Genomic DNA, 13540 nt, shown 5'->3' with positions numbered 1-13540 from the left:
GCATGCCATCGGGCGAAGAGCATTGTCGCGTCTGCGATTTGCGGGGGAGCGTCACGAATCGCAATCGAAAACGCCGGGAAATGTTTCAGGCGTGAAACGACGGGGCTTGGGAATACTGCGGATTCAATCAAAACGCTTCAAGGATGAAAATCTGCGCGTGTGTCGATGCAGGTACGCGTCGCTGCGCGTGTGCTATGTGCAGATGATTGATAAACGTCGACCATTGAGCGATTCGGCCGCTCGCCCCTTTGCGCTGCAATTGGTTTGTCGTATTCAGCGCCTATAACTAAGCCGTCGTGACCAAAAAATAACTGGACGCGAGATAAGCGCCATCATGCGAGGCTGGTCGCCGCCGCGCATCGGCATGGCGAATCGAGCCGCTTCGGCTGACCCGGTTCGATCCTTTTGCACGCGACTTGGCGTGTACGGCAATCGTTAGACGGTTGATGAACGGGGTGGGCATATGGGAGCCGAGCAGCGGCATGTGATCTATTTCTCGCGCGAGCCGAACGACGCGTTGCGCGGGCATTTCGACGAATGCGGGTGGCGCGTCGATCTTGCGGAAAGCGCACGCGACGTGCGGCGTGTCGTGCAGCACGGCGTGGCAACCGCCGGCCTGCTCGATTTCTCGCCGGGTTTTCGGCCCGCGGATCTGCGCGAACTCGAAACGTGCTTGAGCATCCAGCAAATCGGCTGGATCGCGGCGACCCGGCGTGGGCAGTTGCAGGACGCCACGCTGCGACATCTCATTCGCGACTATTGCTTCGACTACGTGACGATGCCGTACGAGGCGTCGCGCATCGTCGAGACCATCGGCCATGCGCACGGCATGGTCGCGCTGACCGACCCGGTGGCGTCGCCCGTCGGCGCCGGGCGCGCCGAAGGTGAGATGGTCGGCACCTGCGACGCGATGCTCGGCCTCTTCAGGACGATCCGGCGCGTCGCCACGACCGATGCACCGGTGTTCATCTCCGGCGAATCGGGTACCGGCAAGGAACTGACGGCCGTTGCGATCCACGAGCGCTCGGCGCGCGCGCAGGCGCCGTTCGTCGCGATCAATTGCGGTGCGATTCCGTCGACGCTGCTGCAAGCCGAACTGTTCGGCTACGAGCGCGGTGCTTTTACGGGCGCGAATCAGCGCAAGATCGGCCGCGTCGAGGCCGCGAACGGCGGCACGCTGTTTCTCGACGAGATCGGCGACCTGCCGCTCGAGAGCCAGGCGAGCCTGCTGCGATTCCTGCAGGAAGGCAAGATCGAGCGGCTCGGCGCGCATGTGTCGGTGCCGGTCGACGTGCGCGTGATCTGCGCGACGCACGTGGACATGGAAGCGGCGCTGCGCGACGGGCGGTTCCGCGAGGATCTGTTCCATCGGCTGTGCGTGCTGAAGATCGAGGAGCCGCCGCTGCGCGCGCGCGGCAAGGACATCGAGCTGCTGGCGCGCCACATGCTCGAGCGTTTCAAGGGCGATGCGCATCGCCGTCTGCGCGGTTTCTCGCCGGACGCGATCGCCGCGCTGTACGGTTATTCGTGGCCGGGCAACGTGCGCGAGCTGATCAATCGCGTGCGCCGCGCGATCGTGATGTCGGAGGGCCGGATGATTACCGCGGCCGATCTCGAGCTCAACGAATTTGCGATCCTGGCGCCCGTCTCGCTCACCGAGGCGCGGGAAGCGGCCGAACGGCAGGCGATCGAGCAGGCGCTGCTGCGCCACCGCGGCCGTTTCGCCGATGCGGCGCGCGAACTCGGCGTGTCGCGCGTCACGTTGTACCGGCTGATGTGCGCGCATGGCATGCGCGATCGCAGCGACCCGCTGGGAGGGTTTTCGGCGCCGTTGCCGGAGGTTCCGCGTCACGCTTGCTAAAATTGGCGGGTGACGGCCGCCCTCGCGGCCGAAGGAACCCGCATGAAACAGTACCTCGACCTCGTTCGCACCATCCTCGACACCGGCACCTGGCAGGAGAACCGCACGGGCATCCGCACCATCAGCATGCCCGGTGCGATGCTGCGGTTCGACCTGCAGCAAGGTTTCCCGGCCGTGACGACCAAGAAGCTCGCGTTCAAGTCCGCGATCGGCGAACTGGTCGGCTTCCTGCGGGCATCGCGCAGTGCGGCCGATTTCCGCGCGCTCGGCTGCAAGGTGTGGGACGCGAACGCGAACGACAACGCGCAGTGGCTCGCGAACCCGTACCGCCAGGGCGTCGACGACCTGGGCGACGTGTACGGCGTGCAATGGCGCCAGTGGCCCGGCTACAAGGTGCTCGACGCGGACGCCGACGCGCAGATCGCCGACGCGACGCGCCGCGGTTTCCGGATCGTCACGCGCTTCGACGAGGACGGTGCGCCGAAGGTGCTGCTGTACAAGGCGATCGACCAGTTGCGCCAGTGTCTCGACACGATCATGGAGAACCCGGCCGATCGCCGCATCCTGTTTCACGCGTGGAATCCGGCCGTACTCGACCAGATCGCGCTGCCCGCGTGCCATCTGCTGTACCAATTCCTGCCGAACGTCACGAAGCGCGAGATTTCGCTGTGCCTGTACATCCGCAGCAACGACGTCGGGCTCGGCACGCCGTTCAACCTGACGGAAGGGGCCGCGCTGCTGTCGCTCGTCGGCCGGCTGACGGGTTACACGCCGCGCTGGTTCACGTACTTCATCGGTGACGCGCACATCTACGAGAACCAGCTCGACATGCTGCAGCAGCAGCTCACGCGCGAACCGTACGATAGCCCGCGGCTCGAGATCGCCGAGCGCGTGCCGGACTACGCGAAGACGGGCGTTTATGCACCCGAATGGCTCGAGCAGATCGAGCCGTCCGACTTCTCGCTCGTCGGCTACCGGCATCATGAGCCGTTGACCGCGCCGATGGCGGTCTGAGCCCCGGCGTTCGACGGCGGCGCGGGTTACGCGATCCGCGACAGATGGAATGAAGAAGGCCCGACCGGCATTCGCCGGTCGGGCCTTTTCGTTTCATCGGGCGCGGTTACTGGCGGTGCCGCTCCTCGTGGCCGCCGGGCGGCGGATTGCTCGGGCGCGGCGCCTCGACGTGCGGCGCCGGTTGCGGCCGCGGTTCCATGTGCGGCGCGGGCATCGACGGCCGCGGCTCCATGCGCGGCGCCTGCGGCTGCGGCCGCGGCATGTCGTGCACGGCCGGCGCGGGCGGGCGGTACTCGTTCACGCGCGGCGGCGCGACCTCGCGCCGCGGTGCCGGTTGCGCGTATTCGGGGCGCGGTTGCGGTGTCGGGGTCGCCCGCTCGGGCCGCGGCTGCGCATGCTGGGCCGGTGCCGCGAAGTCAGGACGCGGACGTGGCTGCGGAATCTGCGCGGTCGTATCGATTCGTGGTTGCGGTAACGCGCGCGGCGTTTCCTGCCGCGCATCGGGTTGCGTGCCGTGCGCGGCTTCCGGATGCGGGACCGCCGCCGCACTGCGCACGGGCGGCAGTGCATTCTGTCCGGCTGCGTGGAGTGCCGTCGGCGGCGTCGGGCGCTGACGTTCCATCGGCGTATGCGGCTGCATCCACGCGGGCGCGGGCGCCGCGGCAGCGTGCGTGTTGTCGTGCCCGGTCGGCGCGTTGACGGCCGTCGGCGGGTGCGGGACGCCATTTCCGGCGCCGGGCGCCTGATGCGGAGCCGGATTGCCCGGCGCCTGCGGCGTGGCGCCGTTCGCGACACGCGGCGCATTGGGGCCTTCGCCGTTCATCGGCCGCGCGCCATTCGGCATGATCGGCATCGGCGCACCCGGCCGTGCGGCCTGTGCCTGTGCCGGAGCGGGCTGCCCGTCGCGCGGCGCGTGCGCCGGTTGCACGACGGGACCGTGCGGATTCACGAGCTGCACGTTGCGCATCGCCCATGCTCCGGCTTTCGGGTTGCCCGGAACGCGGACCGGGCGAGCCGTATAGTCGGCCGGCACATTCGTCCTCGCGACGGGCGCGCCCGCGCCCGGCACGCGCCCGCCTTGCCGGGCGAGATGCGCGGCCGCCTGGTCGCGATACGCGGCCGGCACCGCCGGATTGCGCGTCGCGACGAACGTGTGCTGTCCGATCGCCGCCGGCGGGCGGTAGCTGGCCGTGCGCAGTCCGCTGGTAAAGCTCTGGCGTACCGGCGCGATGCCGGGGGTGCCCGGCATCACGTGCGCATTGCGCCATTGCTGCGGATCGACGCGCTGCGAGAAGTGGGCGACCGGCTGACCGTGCACGAACGCGGACGCCGGCACGGCCGTGATCGCATGCGGCGCCCGGAAGTTCACGTACGTCTTGTTGATGTTCGTGATGTTGGTGACGTTGTTGATGTTCGTCACGTTCACGGTCTTGTTGACCGTCACGTTGTTGACCACGATGTTCCGGTTCACGCGATCGTAGTAATGCGGGCTCCAGCCGCCCCAGCCGGGATGCCAGGGTTCGCCCGGGCCGAGTGCGAACCACGCGCAGCCGGCCGCGGCGACGCCGCCGACCGTCAGCGCGACGCTCCAGTCGGGACCGCCGCCTCCACCCACGAACGCGACCAGCGCCGGCGCGTAGACGGGCGGCTGACTGACGACCATCGGGCCGGGCACCCACGCCCAGCTGTCGTCGACATAGGCCCAGCGGCCGTAGTGATAAGGCGCGAAGCCCCACGGTGCATCGTCGACCCACGTCCAGCCCCACGGCGCCTGCCAGATCCAGTGACCGTCGTGATACGGCGCCCAGTCGGCCGGCGTGTCGTTCGGCACCCAGACGTTGCCGTAATTCGGCGTTTCGCGCCAAGTACCGTTCGCGTCGAGGTCCTGATAGCCGGGAACGTCGCGCGATACGTAGCGGGCCGACACCGAGCGCTGCTCGGCCGCATCGCGGCCGGCGGCCCACTGGTCGAGCGCGTCGGGGGCCGGTGCGGCCGATTGCTGCGCGACCTGCAGGTTGGTGCCGGTGAACACGACCTGCTGCCCGGGCGACAGCGGATACTGCCCGTTGCTGCCGTAGACGGTCGCGCTGCCGCTGCGGACGGTGACCGTCGTCGTCTCGCCGTTCGGCGCGACATCGACGCGATAGTCGCCCGGGCCCGTGACGCCGAGCGCGAGATTGGGCGTGTCGATTTCGTAGGTCCCGCCCGGCGGCAGATCGCGCACGTGCGTCGACACGGTGCCGAGCCCGACCTTCAGCTGCGTCGTGTTGTCGTCGAGGTTCAGGACCGACAGGCTCGTCGATTCGCCGAGACGCACCGCGGTCGAGCCGATGTGCAGCTCCGAGCGCGCGCCGGCATCGTTCCACAGCTGGTCGCCGGTCGTCAGCGGCCGGTTCACGGCGGCGTACGACCAGGTATCGGTGCCGGCGGGCTCCGTCGTCACGGCACCCGACATGTAGTTGAGCCGGGCGACGCGGCTCGGCGGATCGCCGCCCGGTTGTCGGGCGGCGGCCGCATACGCCGCGGCCTGTGTCGCTTGCGCGAATGCGGAGGGCAGGGTCGCCAGCGTGGCGAACGCGAGCAGCGTGCAGTGGGCGGTTCGCTTGAGCGTGAACAGGGAGGCCATGATGAGCGTCTTCGTCGTTATCGCGGCGCGTCGATTCGTGCCGTTGAGTTCACAATATCCGCTCGGCCTGTTTCAGTGCTCGGTGTTTTGTAAGTCTAATGGCACGCGATGTAACAAAACCTGTCCATCGCGCGCCGTTGTCGTCCGGTCGCAATGTGCGCGTCAAGCGGACGTAAGCCAGTCGTCGAAAATCTGCTGTCCGGGCACGGTGACGCGCAGCACGCGCGGCCGCGCGGCACGCTCGATCCAGCCGTGCGCGCAGAAGCTGTCGAGGAGTGCCGCGCCCAGCGCGCCGCCGAGATGCGGGCGGCGTTCGCTCCAGTCGAGACAGCCGCATGCGAAACGGCGGCGGCGCGTGCGCTGCTGTGCGACGTCGATGCCCCAGCGCGCGAGCGCTTGCGTGCCGAGCTCGGTCGCCTCGATCGCGTCGCCGTCCGCCTGCAGCCAGCCGCGCGCGGTGAGCCCGTCGAAGATGCGGACCGCGAGTTCGCCGGCCATGTGGTCGTAGCAGGTGCGCGCGTAGCGCAGTTCGGCCGGCACCGTGCGCGACGGCGGCGGCACCGGACGGTTCGGCGCGGCCGCGCGGGCCACGTTCGCCAGTGCCTCGAGCGACGCCGCGATGTCGGCCGACGCGAGCCGGTAGTAGCGGTGCCGGCCACGCACGTCGAGCGCGAGCAGGCCACCTTCGGTCAGGCGCGCAAGGTGCGCGCTCGCCGCGGACGGCGACAGCCCCGCGATCATCGTCAGTTCGCCGGCCGGCCGCGCGCTGCCGTCCATCAGCACCCACAGCATCGCGGCGCGCCCGGGATCGGCGATCAGTGCGCCGATCCGGCTCAGGCCTGGAAAGTGGTGGTCGTCTTGATCGGTCATCGTCGTGTCTCGTCAGTCGGAATGACTGCAGTGTAGGCGCTGCGCGCATTCGATGTTTCGCGTTCGGATGAAATGTCGGATGCGGCGGGGCGGTGCGCGACCGGTGGTCGCCGGCCGCGCGCGCGTAGAATGACCCGACGCGGCGGCAGTGGGCCGCCGGATGCGTCACGATGCAACGATGAAGACGATTTTCTGCTTGTTGGCGGCCGCGCTCCTCTGCGCGGCCTGTGCGCAGGGCGGCGCGGGCGCCGCCGGCGTGCGGGGCGGCAGCCTCGAGATGTACGGGACGATCGACCAAGGGATCACGGTGCGCCGCTGACGAGCGCCGATTTCCGGCGCCGACGCCGGCTCAGCGTGCGCGGGCGTGCCGTCGCGGCCGCGCGGTGGGTGCCGCGACGTGTTGCCGCAGTGCAACGTATAATGCGCCGATTGCAGTGCCCCCGCCGCCTGGAGCTACCACGATGTCCCAACCGTCCCCCGTACCGGCCGCCCTCGACCGCACCGAAACCGTATTCCGCTTCCTCGCCGAGCCGTCGTCCGTGAACTTCGGCGGCAAGGTGCATGGCGGCGCGTTGATGAAGTGGATCGACGAGGTCGCGTATGCGTGTGCGGCGGTCTGGTCGAGCCGCTATTGCGTGACGGTCAGCGTTGGCAACATCCGCTTCCAGCGTCCGATTCTCGTCGGCAACCTGGTCGAACTGAAGGCGCGCGTCGTCGCGACGGGGCGCACCAGCATGCACATTCATGTGTCCGTGCATGCCGGCGATCCGAAGGGCGGCGTGTTGCGCCAGACGACCGATTGCCTCGTCGTGTTCGTCGCGGTCGACGAGAACGGCAACCCGGTGCCGGTGCCGCCGTTCGTGCCCGAGACCGACGAGCAGAAGGTGCTCGCCAAATATGCGGCCGACGTGCGCGCCGCGCTCGACAAGATCGTCGAGATGAAGCCCGAGGAAGTGGCGAAGGGCACCGTCTGACGACAACGGGCGCCGCGCATGCGTGCCGCGCCCGTCATCGCGTCACCTCCCCGCGATTACCGCGCTCCGATCATCTCTTCGGGGCGCACCCACGCGTCGAATTCCGCCTCGGTCAGGTAGCCGAGCGCGAGCGCGGCGGCCTTCAGCGTCGTGCCTTCCTTGTGCGCCTTCTTCGCGATCTGCGCGGCCTTGTCGTAGCCGATGTGCGGATTGAGCGCCGTCACGAGCATCAGCGATTCGTTCAGCAGCAGGTCGATGCGCGCGCGGTTCGGCTCGATGCCCACCGCGCAGTGGTCGTTGAAGCTCTGCGCGCCGTCGGCGAGCAGCCGCACCGACTGCAGCACGTTGTGCGCGATCATCGGCCGGAACACGTTCAGCTCGAAATTGCCGCTGGCGCCGCCGACGTTGACCGCGACGTCGTTGCCGAACACCTGGCAGCACAGCATCGTCACGGCTTCCGACTGCGTCGGGTTCACCTTGCCCGGCATGATCGAGCTGCCCGGTTCGTTTTCCGGAATCGACAGTTCGCCGAGCCCGCAGCGCGGCCCGCTCGCGAGCCAGCGGACGTCGTTGGCGATCTTCATCAGGCCGGCCGCGACCGTCTTCAGCGCGCCGTGCGCGAACACCAGCGCATCGGCGGCCGCCATCACCTCGAACTTGCTCGGTGCGGTCACGAACGGCAGCTTCGTCAGCCGGCCGATCTCGTCGGCCACGCGCACCGCGAACTCCGGATGCGCGTTCAGCCCGGTGCCGACGGCGGTGCCGCCGAGCGCGAGTTCGTACAGGTGCGGCAGCGCCGATTCGACGTGCCGGACGCCCTGGTCGAGCTGCGCGACATAGCCGGAAAACTCCTGCCCGAGCGTGAGCGGTGTCGCGTCCTGCAGGTGCGTGCGGCCGATCTTCACGATGTCGGCGAAAGCCTTCGACTTCGCGTCGAGCGTCGCGCGCAGCGTGCGCAGCGCGGGCAGCAGGTGGTTGACGATCGCGTAGGCGGCCGCGACATGCATCGCGGTCGGGAACACGTCGTTCGACGACTGGCCGCGGTTCACGTCGTCGTTCGGGTGGACCTTGCGTGCTTCGCCGCGCTCGCCGCCGAGCAGCTCGCTCGCCCGGTTCGCGATCACCTCGTTGAGGTTCATGTTGGTCTGCGTGCCGGAGCCCGTCTGCCAGACCGCGAGCGGGAATTCGCGCGGATGCTTGCCCGCGATGATCTCGTCGGCCGCGTCGATGATCGCGCGCGCCTTGTCGTCGGCCAGCACGCCGAGCGACTGGTTCACGGCGGCCGCGGCGCGCTTGACGATCGCGAGCGCGTGGATCAGCTCGGGCGACTGCTTCTCTGTCGAGATCCGGAAATTCTGCAGCGAGCGTTCCGTCTGCGCGCCCCAGAGCCGGTTGGCCGGCACGGCGATCTCGCCGAACGTGTCGCGTTCCATCCGAACTGCTTCGTTCATGATGCACTCCTCTTGGGAAGGGGAAAGGCCGCGCGTGGCGCGGCGTCTGGCGTATCGTGAGGCAGTCGCGCCGCTGGCGCGGCGTCCTTGGGTCTTCAGCCGACAAGCATAGCGCCGGCCGCGATTTCGCGTCGTGCCGAGTTCAACGCGTCGGCGCGACGAGAGACGATGTCTTCCGGTGAAAGCGCCAGGCCATCAGCACGGCGACGCTCGCGAGGCCGGCCGCGAGCCCCCACCACAGGCCGCGCGCGCCGAGGCCGGCATGGAACGCCAGCCAGTAACCGGTCGGGAAACCGATGCCCCAGTAGCCGAAGGTCGCCGCGAGCATCGGGATGCGCGTGTCCCGCAGCCCGCGCAGTGCACCCGACCCGACGGTCTGCATGCCGTCGACGATCTGGAACACCGCGGCGATGCCGAGGAGCGACGCGGCCAGCGACACGGTCGCCGCGTTGGCCGGGTCGTCGAGTTGCAGATACAGGCCGACGATCGCATGCGGCGCGACGATCAGCACGAGCCCCGACAGCGACATGAACGCGACGCCGAGCCCGAGCGCGACGAAGCCCGCATGCCGCGCGGCGACCGGCTGGCCGGCGCCGACCCAGTAGCCGACCCGCACGTTGGCGGCTTGGCCGATCGCAAGCGGCACCATGAACGCGACCGACGCGACGTTCAGCGCGATCTGATGCGCGGCCAGCGACGTCGCGCCGAGCACGCCGATGGTGAGGCCCGTGGCGAGGAAGAGCGTCGATTCGACCCCGTACGTGATCGCCACCGGCCAGCCGATGCCGATCAGCTCGCCCATCACCGGCAGTTTCGGGCGGGCGGCGGTCACGAAATGACGGAACCGCTGGCGGCCGTGCAGCAGCCAGATCAGCGCGAGCGCGGTGAGCCAGATGGTGATGGTCGTCGCGACCGCCGAGCCGAGGAAACCGAGCCGCGGCAAGCCGAACGCGCCGTGGATCAGCCCATAGTTCAGCACGCCGTTGACGCCGACGCCGCCGATCGACACCCACAGGAGGCGTCGTGCGGCGCCGATCGCCGGCAGGAATGCGCGCATCAGTCCGACGCCGATCAGGCTGCCGAGCGCCGCGAACCGCAAGATGCCGGTGTACTCGCCGACGTGATGCGCGAGCGTCGGCGGCTCGTGGAACATCAGCAGGATCGGTTCGGACAGCGACAGCGCGACGATCGCCGGAATCGCGAGCAGCACGGACAGCACGAAGCCGGTCCAGTAGATGTGCGGCACGCGATGTTCCGCCTGCGCGCCGCGCGCATGCGCGACGCTCACGCTGATCGACGACAGCACGCCCTGCAGCACGGTGACGATGACGAAGAAGAAGTTGGCGCCGAGGCCGCCCGCCGCGAGCGAATCGGGGCCGAGCGAGCCGAGCAGGACCGTGTCGGTGACGCTCATCGCCATCTGCGAGAGTTGCGCGATCGCGAGCGGCGCGGCGAGGCGCGCGGTATCGGCGGCATGGCTGGACAGCGACGGCGGCGCGGCGGCCGTCCGCGTAAGACCGGAATGCGACATGGAGTGAGCGCTCGCGCGGGTGCGGGCCCGCGCTGTCTGTATTTATTTTGAGAGACGGCTAGCTTACGGCTTTATTCGAACGGTGTCGAACGCGCGCGCCGATGGCCATGTCGCGGTCAGGGGGAACCGCTACGCGTCGTGAACCGCGATCCGCGTATCGCCGAACAGCACGACCTGACCCGCGCGGATCTTGCAGGTCTTGCGCAGCTCGACCACGCCGTCGACTTTCACCGCGCCGGACGCGACGAACATCTTCGCGGTGCCGCCGCTATCCGCGAGGCCGGTGATCTTGAGAAGGTTGTGCAGCTCGACGTATTCGCCGGTCAGCGTGAAATCCAGATTGGGCATGACGAAGGGAGCGCGCGATGCGCGGGAGGAATCGCCCCGCATCATACGGCACCGACGGCCGGCGCGCGAGTGCGGACGCTCGTGCAGGCCCGCGCGCCGCAGTTGTTAAGGACTGTGAGCGATTCGTCAGCAAATGAAACGGTGGGTAACAGTCTGAGAGATTCGAGAACCGGACGTGCGGCCCGCGGGTCTTTCGTCGTACCTGCTGCGCGTTGCGGCAGGGGACGCGACGGATCGCATCGACGCGGTCCGCGCCCACAACTTCTTGAGGAGGATTGTCATGTCCAAGATTCGTACGATGCTGATCGGTGCCGCGCTGACGGCGTTCGCCACTTCGGCCGCATTCGCGCAGACGGGTGTCGCGGCACAGGGCACCGCAGGTGCCGGCGTGCAGGCGCAGGCGCCGGCAACAGGGGCTGGCGCAGGTGCGGGCATGCAGGGTGATGCCGGCGCGAATGCGTCGGGCAATGCGGTCGGCGGCGCAACCGACGCGGTCGGCGCGGCAGCCGACGGCGCGAAGGATACGGCGTCGTCGGCGGTCCACTCGGCCAAGAAGCACACGAAGCATGCGGCGAAGTCGGCCAAGCATCATGCCGGCACGGCAAAGTCGAAGGTGGGCGACGAGGCGGTCGACGGCGGCGCGTCGGCCGGCGTGCAGGGCGGCGCATCGGCCTCGGGCGCCGCACAGTAAGCGGCCCTCCGACGTCGCACGACGTTCGCCCCGGACGGCGCGTCGTGACGGCGATCGATCGGCGGCCCGGTTCGCTTCGCGCGAACCGGGCCGTTCTTCATGCGTGGACGCGGGCCGTCATGGCCGGTGCTGTTCCTGGCCCGGTCCGGGCGCCGGTCGCGCGGCGGACGGCGTGAATACGCTGCGCAGCCACGCGGCAAGCCGCGCGAAAACGTCGTACGGCTCGTCGACGAAGATCTCGGGCTTCAGCAGCCGCAGGTATTCCATGATCTGCTGCGCCTCCTGTTTCTGGAACGAACCGTGCGCGAGCCCGAGTCGCAGCAGGCCGCGCAGTTCGCCGAGCTTGTCGCGCGCGGCGCTGCCGACGCTCATCTCGCACGCGAGCTTCGCCTCGTAGACGCGCTGGCGCAGCGATTCCGCAAGCCGCCATGCGGGCGTCTGCATCATTTCCTCGAGCGCCTGGATGTCGTGCACCGCGCTCTTGATCTGCGCGGCGAGCGGATCGACGAGCGACGCGTCGCCCTGTGCTTCGGCGACGATCGCCTTGGCCCAGTCGCGGCACGCCTTCGCGAGCTCGTCGGGGGTCCATTCGGAGCGCGACGCGAAGCCGAAGCCGAATTCGCCGGCCTGCCGCATCAGGATCGCGACGACGTCCGGAAATTCCTTGTCGAGCGTGCGCTTCGCCCATGCGTACTGGCCGCCCTCGAGCATCCGCTGCACGGCATGCTCGGTCAGCGGCACCATGTTGTCGAGCAGCTTGGCGCGCAGGAAATCCTCGAACGACGGCGTCGCGAACTGCGGGTCGAGTTTCAGCGACACGCGCACGAATGCGTCGTAGTCCTTGCGCAGGGACGCAAGCGTGTCGTCCTTGAGGGAAAGGGTGATCTGGCCCATGAATCGTCTCGATGGCGGCCCGCGCGGCCGGCGGCCGACACCGCGCACCGGTGCGGGCGCAGCGTCGACGGACCGGTTCGCGCCGAGGCCGATGGCGGGTCTTCCTACCCGATATCGGCGCGCCAGGCGAAAACTTGAGCGCGGCCGGCGACGTTCGCTCAGGCCGACAGCCAGTGCGGCATCACGATCCCTTGCCAGAAGAAGAACACCGCGAGCCCGACCGCGATCGTCACGAGCGGCCGGCGTGTCGTCGCCGATACCAGCACGGCGGCGAGCGCGCCGACGAGCTGCGGATTGCGCCAGGTCAGTTCGGCCGTGCCGCCGTGCGGCGAGACGGTCATCGGCACGATGATCGCGGTCAGCACGGTGACGGGCACGAAGCCGAGCGCGGTCCGCACGAGCGGCGGGAAGGTCAGCCGCTCGCCGAACAGGAACAGCGTCGTCCGGATCGCATAGGTGATCACGGCCATCCCGAGGATCAGCAGCGCGTAGCTCACGATGCGGTCTCCGTGTGTGAGGCGGTGCGCGAACGCTCGTGCCGCAGTGTCAGCGCGACGCCGACCGCGACGCCGGCGGCGACCGCGCCCAGCAGCCCGAGCTTGTACGGCCAGCCCTGCCAGAAGTACGCGAGCGTACCGGCCGTCGCGGCGGCCGCGAAATAGCGCAGCGTGCCGAGTTGCGGAACGACGATCGCGATGAAGGTCGCCGCCATCGCGAAATCGAGGCCGAGCGACTGGAGGCCCGGGAAGGCCGCGCCGAAACCGATGCCCGCGAGCGTCCAGACCTGCCAGTTCAGGTACATCGCGAGGCCCGAGCCGAAGAAGTAGTGGGGGCCGATCGCACCGGGCGGGAAGTGCCGGTAGTGCGCGTAGGCGACCGCGAACACCTCGTCGGTCATCAGCGCGCCGAGCGTCGCGCGCCAGCGCAGCGGCAGGTGCGCGACGTACGGGGCGAGCGTCGCGCTGTACAGCAGGTGACGCAGGTTCACGATCAGCGTCGTCGCGAGCACGACGACGAAGCTCGCGCTGCCGGCGATCAGGCCGAGCGCGATGAATTGCGCTGAGCCCGCGAACACCGCAAGCGACATCAACGCGCCGTGCCATGCGGCGAGCGGGCCGCCGCCGACCAGCGTGCCGAAGATCACGCCGAACGGCGCCGCGCCGATCATCATCGGGATCGTGTCGCGTGCGCCGTCGAGCCATTCGTTGAGCGGGCGGCGGGGCGGGGATGAAGGTGTGGGTGCAGGTTTCACAGGGCGCGTCTCCATGCAATGCAGGATA

The 13540-nt window shown here is 69.0% G+C and carries 13 protein-coding genes; 5 read left to right on the top strand and 8 right to left on the bottom strand.

The window, feature by feature from the left end; genetic code table 11:
• The first annotated feature begins 463 nt into the window (after window positions 1–463).
• Together HWX25_RS04585 and HWX25_RS04580 are read left to right on the top strand one after the other, a co-directional pair.
• Entirely contained in the window at window positions 464–1861 is a 1398-nt protein-coding gene (locus tag HWX25_RS04585) for a sigma-54 dependent transcriptional regulator (RefSeq protein ID WP_059523787.1), read from the top strand.
• Window positions 1862–1903: 42 nt separating this feature from the next.
• Window positions 1904–2875 (top strand): thymidylate synthase, encoded by a 972-nt coding sequence (locus tag HWX25_RS04580; protein WP_059816398.1) that lies wholly within the window; start codon window positions 1904–1906, stop codon window positions 2873–2875.
• Between the two features lie 106 nt (window positions 2876–2981).
• Here the strand turns inward: HWX25_RS04580 and HWX25_RS04575 are convergent, their stop codons facing one another.
• The gene (locus tag HWX25_RS04575; protein ID WP_175907387.1) at window positions 2982–5501 is read right to left on the bottom strand and encodes a DUF6600 domain-containing protein; all 2520 of its coding nucleotides are present in this window, start codon (window positions 5499–5501) and stop codon (window positions 2982–2984) included.
• A 162-nt stretch (window positions 5502–5663) separates the two neighbouring features.
• Entirely contained in the window at window positions 5664–6371 is a 708-nt protein-coding gene (locus HWX25_RS04570; protein ID WP_059523783.1) for a helix-turn-helix transcriptional regulator, read from the bottom strand.
• Window positions 6372–6549: 178 nt separating this feature from the next.
• Here HWX25_RS04570 and HWX25_RS04565 point away from each other — a divergent pair, with 178 nt between their 5' ends.
• Together HWX25_RS04565 and HWX25_RS04560 are read left to right on the top strand one after the other, a co-directional pair.
• On the top strand, window positions 6550–6690 hold the full coding sequence (locus HWX25_RS04565) for a hypothetical protein (protein ID WP_175907385.1): 141 nt from the start codon (window positions 6550–6552) through the stop codon (window positions 6688–6690).
• Between the two features lie 142 nt (window positions 6691–6832).
• On the top strand, window positions 6833–7345 hold the full coding sequence (locus HWX25_RS04560; protein WP_014897688.1) for an acyl-CoA thioesterase: 513 nt from the start codon (window positions 6833–6835) through the stop codon (window positions 7343–7345).
• A 56-nt stretch (window positions 7346–7401) separates the two neighbouring features.
• Here HWX25_RS04560 and fumC read toward each other — a convergent pair whose 3' ends face one another.
• The 3 genes from fumC to HWX25_RS04545 form a co-directional block, all read right to left on the bottom strand.
• Window positions 7402–8796 carry a class II fumarate hydratase gene (gene fumC, locus HWX25_RS04555; RefSeq protein WP_059702519.1) on the bottom strand — a complete coding sequence of 465 codons (1395 nt, stop codon included), beginning with the start codon at window positions 8794–8796 and terminating at the stop codon, window positions 7402–7404.
• A 142-nt stretch (window positions 8797–8938) separates the two neighbouring features.
• The gene (gene norM, locus HWX25_RS04550; protein ID WP_175907383.1) at window positions 8939–10327 is read right to left on the bottom strand and encodes a multidrug efflux MATE transporter NorM; all 1389 of its coding nucleotides are present in this window, start codon (window positions 10325–10327) and stop codon (window positions 8939–8941) included.
• 129 nt (window positions 10328–10456) lie between these two features.
• Window positions 10457–10675, bottom strand: coding sequence for an RNA-binding S4 domain-containing protein (locus tag HWX25_RS04545; RefSeq protein ID WP_006753074.1), 219 nt, complete (start codon window positions 10673–10675; stop codon window positions 10457–10459).
• Window positions 10676–10955: 280 nt separating this feature from the next.
• Between HWX25_RS04545 and HWX25_RS04540 the strand changes: the two genes are divergently transcribed.
• On the top strand, window positions 10956–11366 hold the full coding sequence (locus HWX25_RS04540) for a hypothetical protein (protein ID WP_175907381.1): 411 nt from the start codon (window positions 10956–10958) through the stop codon (window positions 11364–11366).
• A 117-nt stretch (window positions 11367–11483) separates the two neighbouring features.
• Here HWX25_RS04540 and HWX25_RS04535 read toward each other — a convergent pair whose 3' ends face one another.
• The 3 genes from HWX25_RS04535 to HWX25_RS04525 form a co-directional block, all read right to left on the bottom strand.
• Window positions 11484–12260, bottom strand: coding sequence for a DUF4088 family protein (locus HWX25_RS04535; RefSeq protein WP_059816122.1), 777 nt, complete (start codon window positions 12258–12260; stop codon window positions 11484–11486).
• Window positions 12261–12418: 158 nt separating this feature from the next.
• Window positions 12419–12757: an AzlD domain-containing protein gene (locus tag HWX25_RS04530; RefSeq protein WP_175907379.1), complete on the bottom strand. Its 339-nt coding sequence runs from the start codon at window positions 12755–12757 to the stop codon at window positions 12419–12421.
• Window positions 12754–13527 (bottom strand): AzlC family ABC transporter permease, encoded by a 774-nt coding sequence (locus HWX25_RS04525; RefSeq protein ID WP_175907377.1) that lies wholly within the window; start codon window positions 13525–13527, stop codon window positions 12754–12756. Before HWX25_RS04525 ends, HWX25_RS04530 begins: the two co-directional genes overlap by 4 nt.
• Between the last annotated feature and the right edge of the window lie 13 nt (window positions 13528–13540).

This window comes from Burkholderia sp. BCC1640, from assembly GCF_902833125.1.
GTDB lineage: Bacteria > Pseudomonadota > Gammaproteobacteria > Burkholderiales > Burkholderiaceae > Burkholderia > Burkholderia diffusa.
This window is presented reverse-complemented; position numbering and strand designations above follow the sequence as displayed.

Bases quoted from the DNA above. Each gene is read 5' to 3' on its own strand.
- HWX25_RS04525 (WP_175907377.1), bottom strand. From the start codon at position 13,527: ATGGAGACGCGCCCTGTGAAACCTGCACCCACACCTTCATCCCCGCCC.
- HWX25_RS04540 (WP_175907381.1), top strand. From the start codon at position 10,956: ATGTCCAAGATTCGTACGATGCTGATCGGTGCCGCGCTGACGGCGTTC.
- HWX25_RS04565 (WP_175907385.1), top strand. From the start codon at position 6,550: ATGAAGACGATTTTCTGCTTGTTGGCGGCCGCGCTCCTCTGCGCGGCC.
- HWX25_RS04585 (WP_059523787.1), top strand. From the start codon at position 464: ATGGGAGCCGAGCAGCGGCATGTGATCTATTTCTCGCGCGAGCCGAAC.
- HWX25_RS04545 (WP_006753074.1), bottom strand. From the start codon at position 10,675: ATGCCCAATCTGGATTTCACGCTGACCGGCGAATACGTCGAGCTGCAC.
- HWX25_RS04575 (WP_175907387.1), bottom strand. From the start codon at position 5,501: ATGGCCTCCCTGTTCACGCTCAAGCGAACCGCCCACTGCACGCTGCTC.
- fumC (WP_059702519.1), bottom strand. From the start codon at position 8,796: ATGAACGAAGCAGTTCGGATGGAACGCGACACGTTCGGCGAGATCGCC.
- HWX25_RS04570 (WP_059523783.1), bottom strand. From the start codon at position 6,371: ATGACCGATCAAGACGACCACCACTTTCCAGGCCTGAGCCGGATCGGC.
- HWX25_RS04560 (WP_014897688.1), top strand. From the start codon at position 6,833: ATGTCCCAACCGTCCCCCGTACCGGCCGCCCTCGACCGCACCGAAACC.
- norM (WP_175907383.1), bottom strand. From the start codon at position 10,327: ATGTCGCATTCCGGTCTTACGCGGACGGCCGCCGCGCCGCCGTCGCTG.
- HWX25_RS04535 (WP_059816122.1), bottom strand. From the start codon at position 12,260: ATGGGCCAGATCACCCTTTCCCTCAAGGACGACACGCTTGCGTCCCTG.
- HWX25_RS04580 (WP_059816398.1), top strand. From the start codon at position 1,904: ATGAAACAGTACCTCGACCTCGTTCGCACCATCCTCGACACCGGCACC.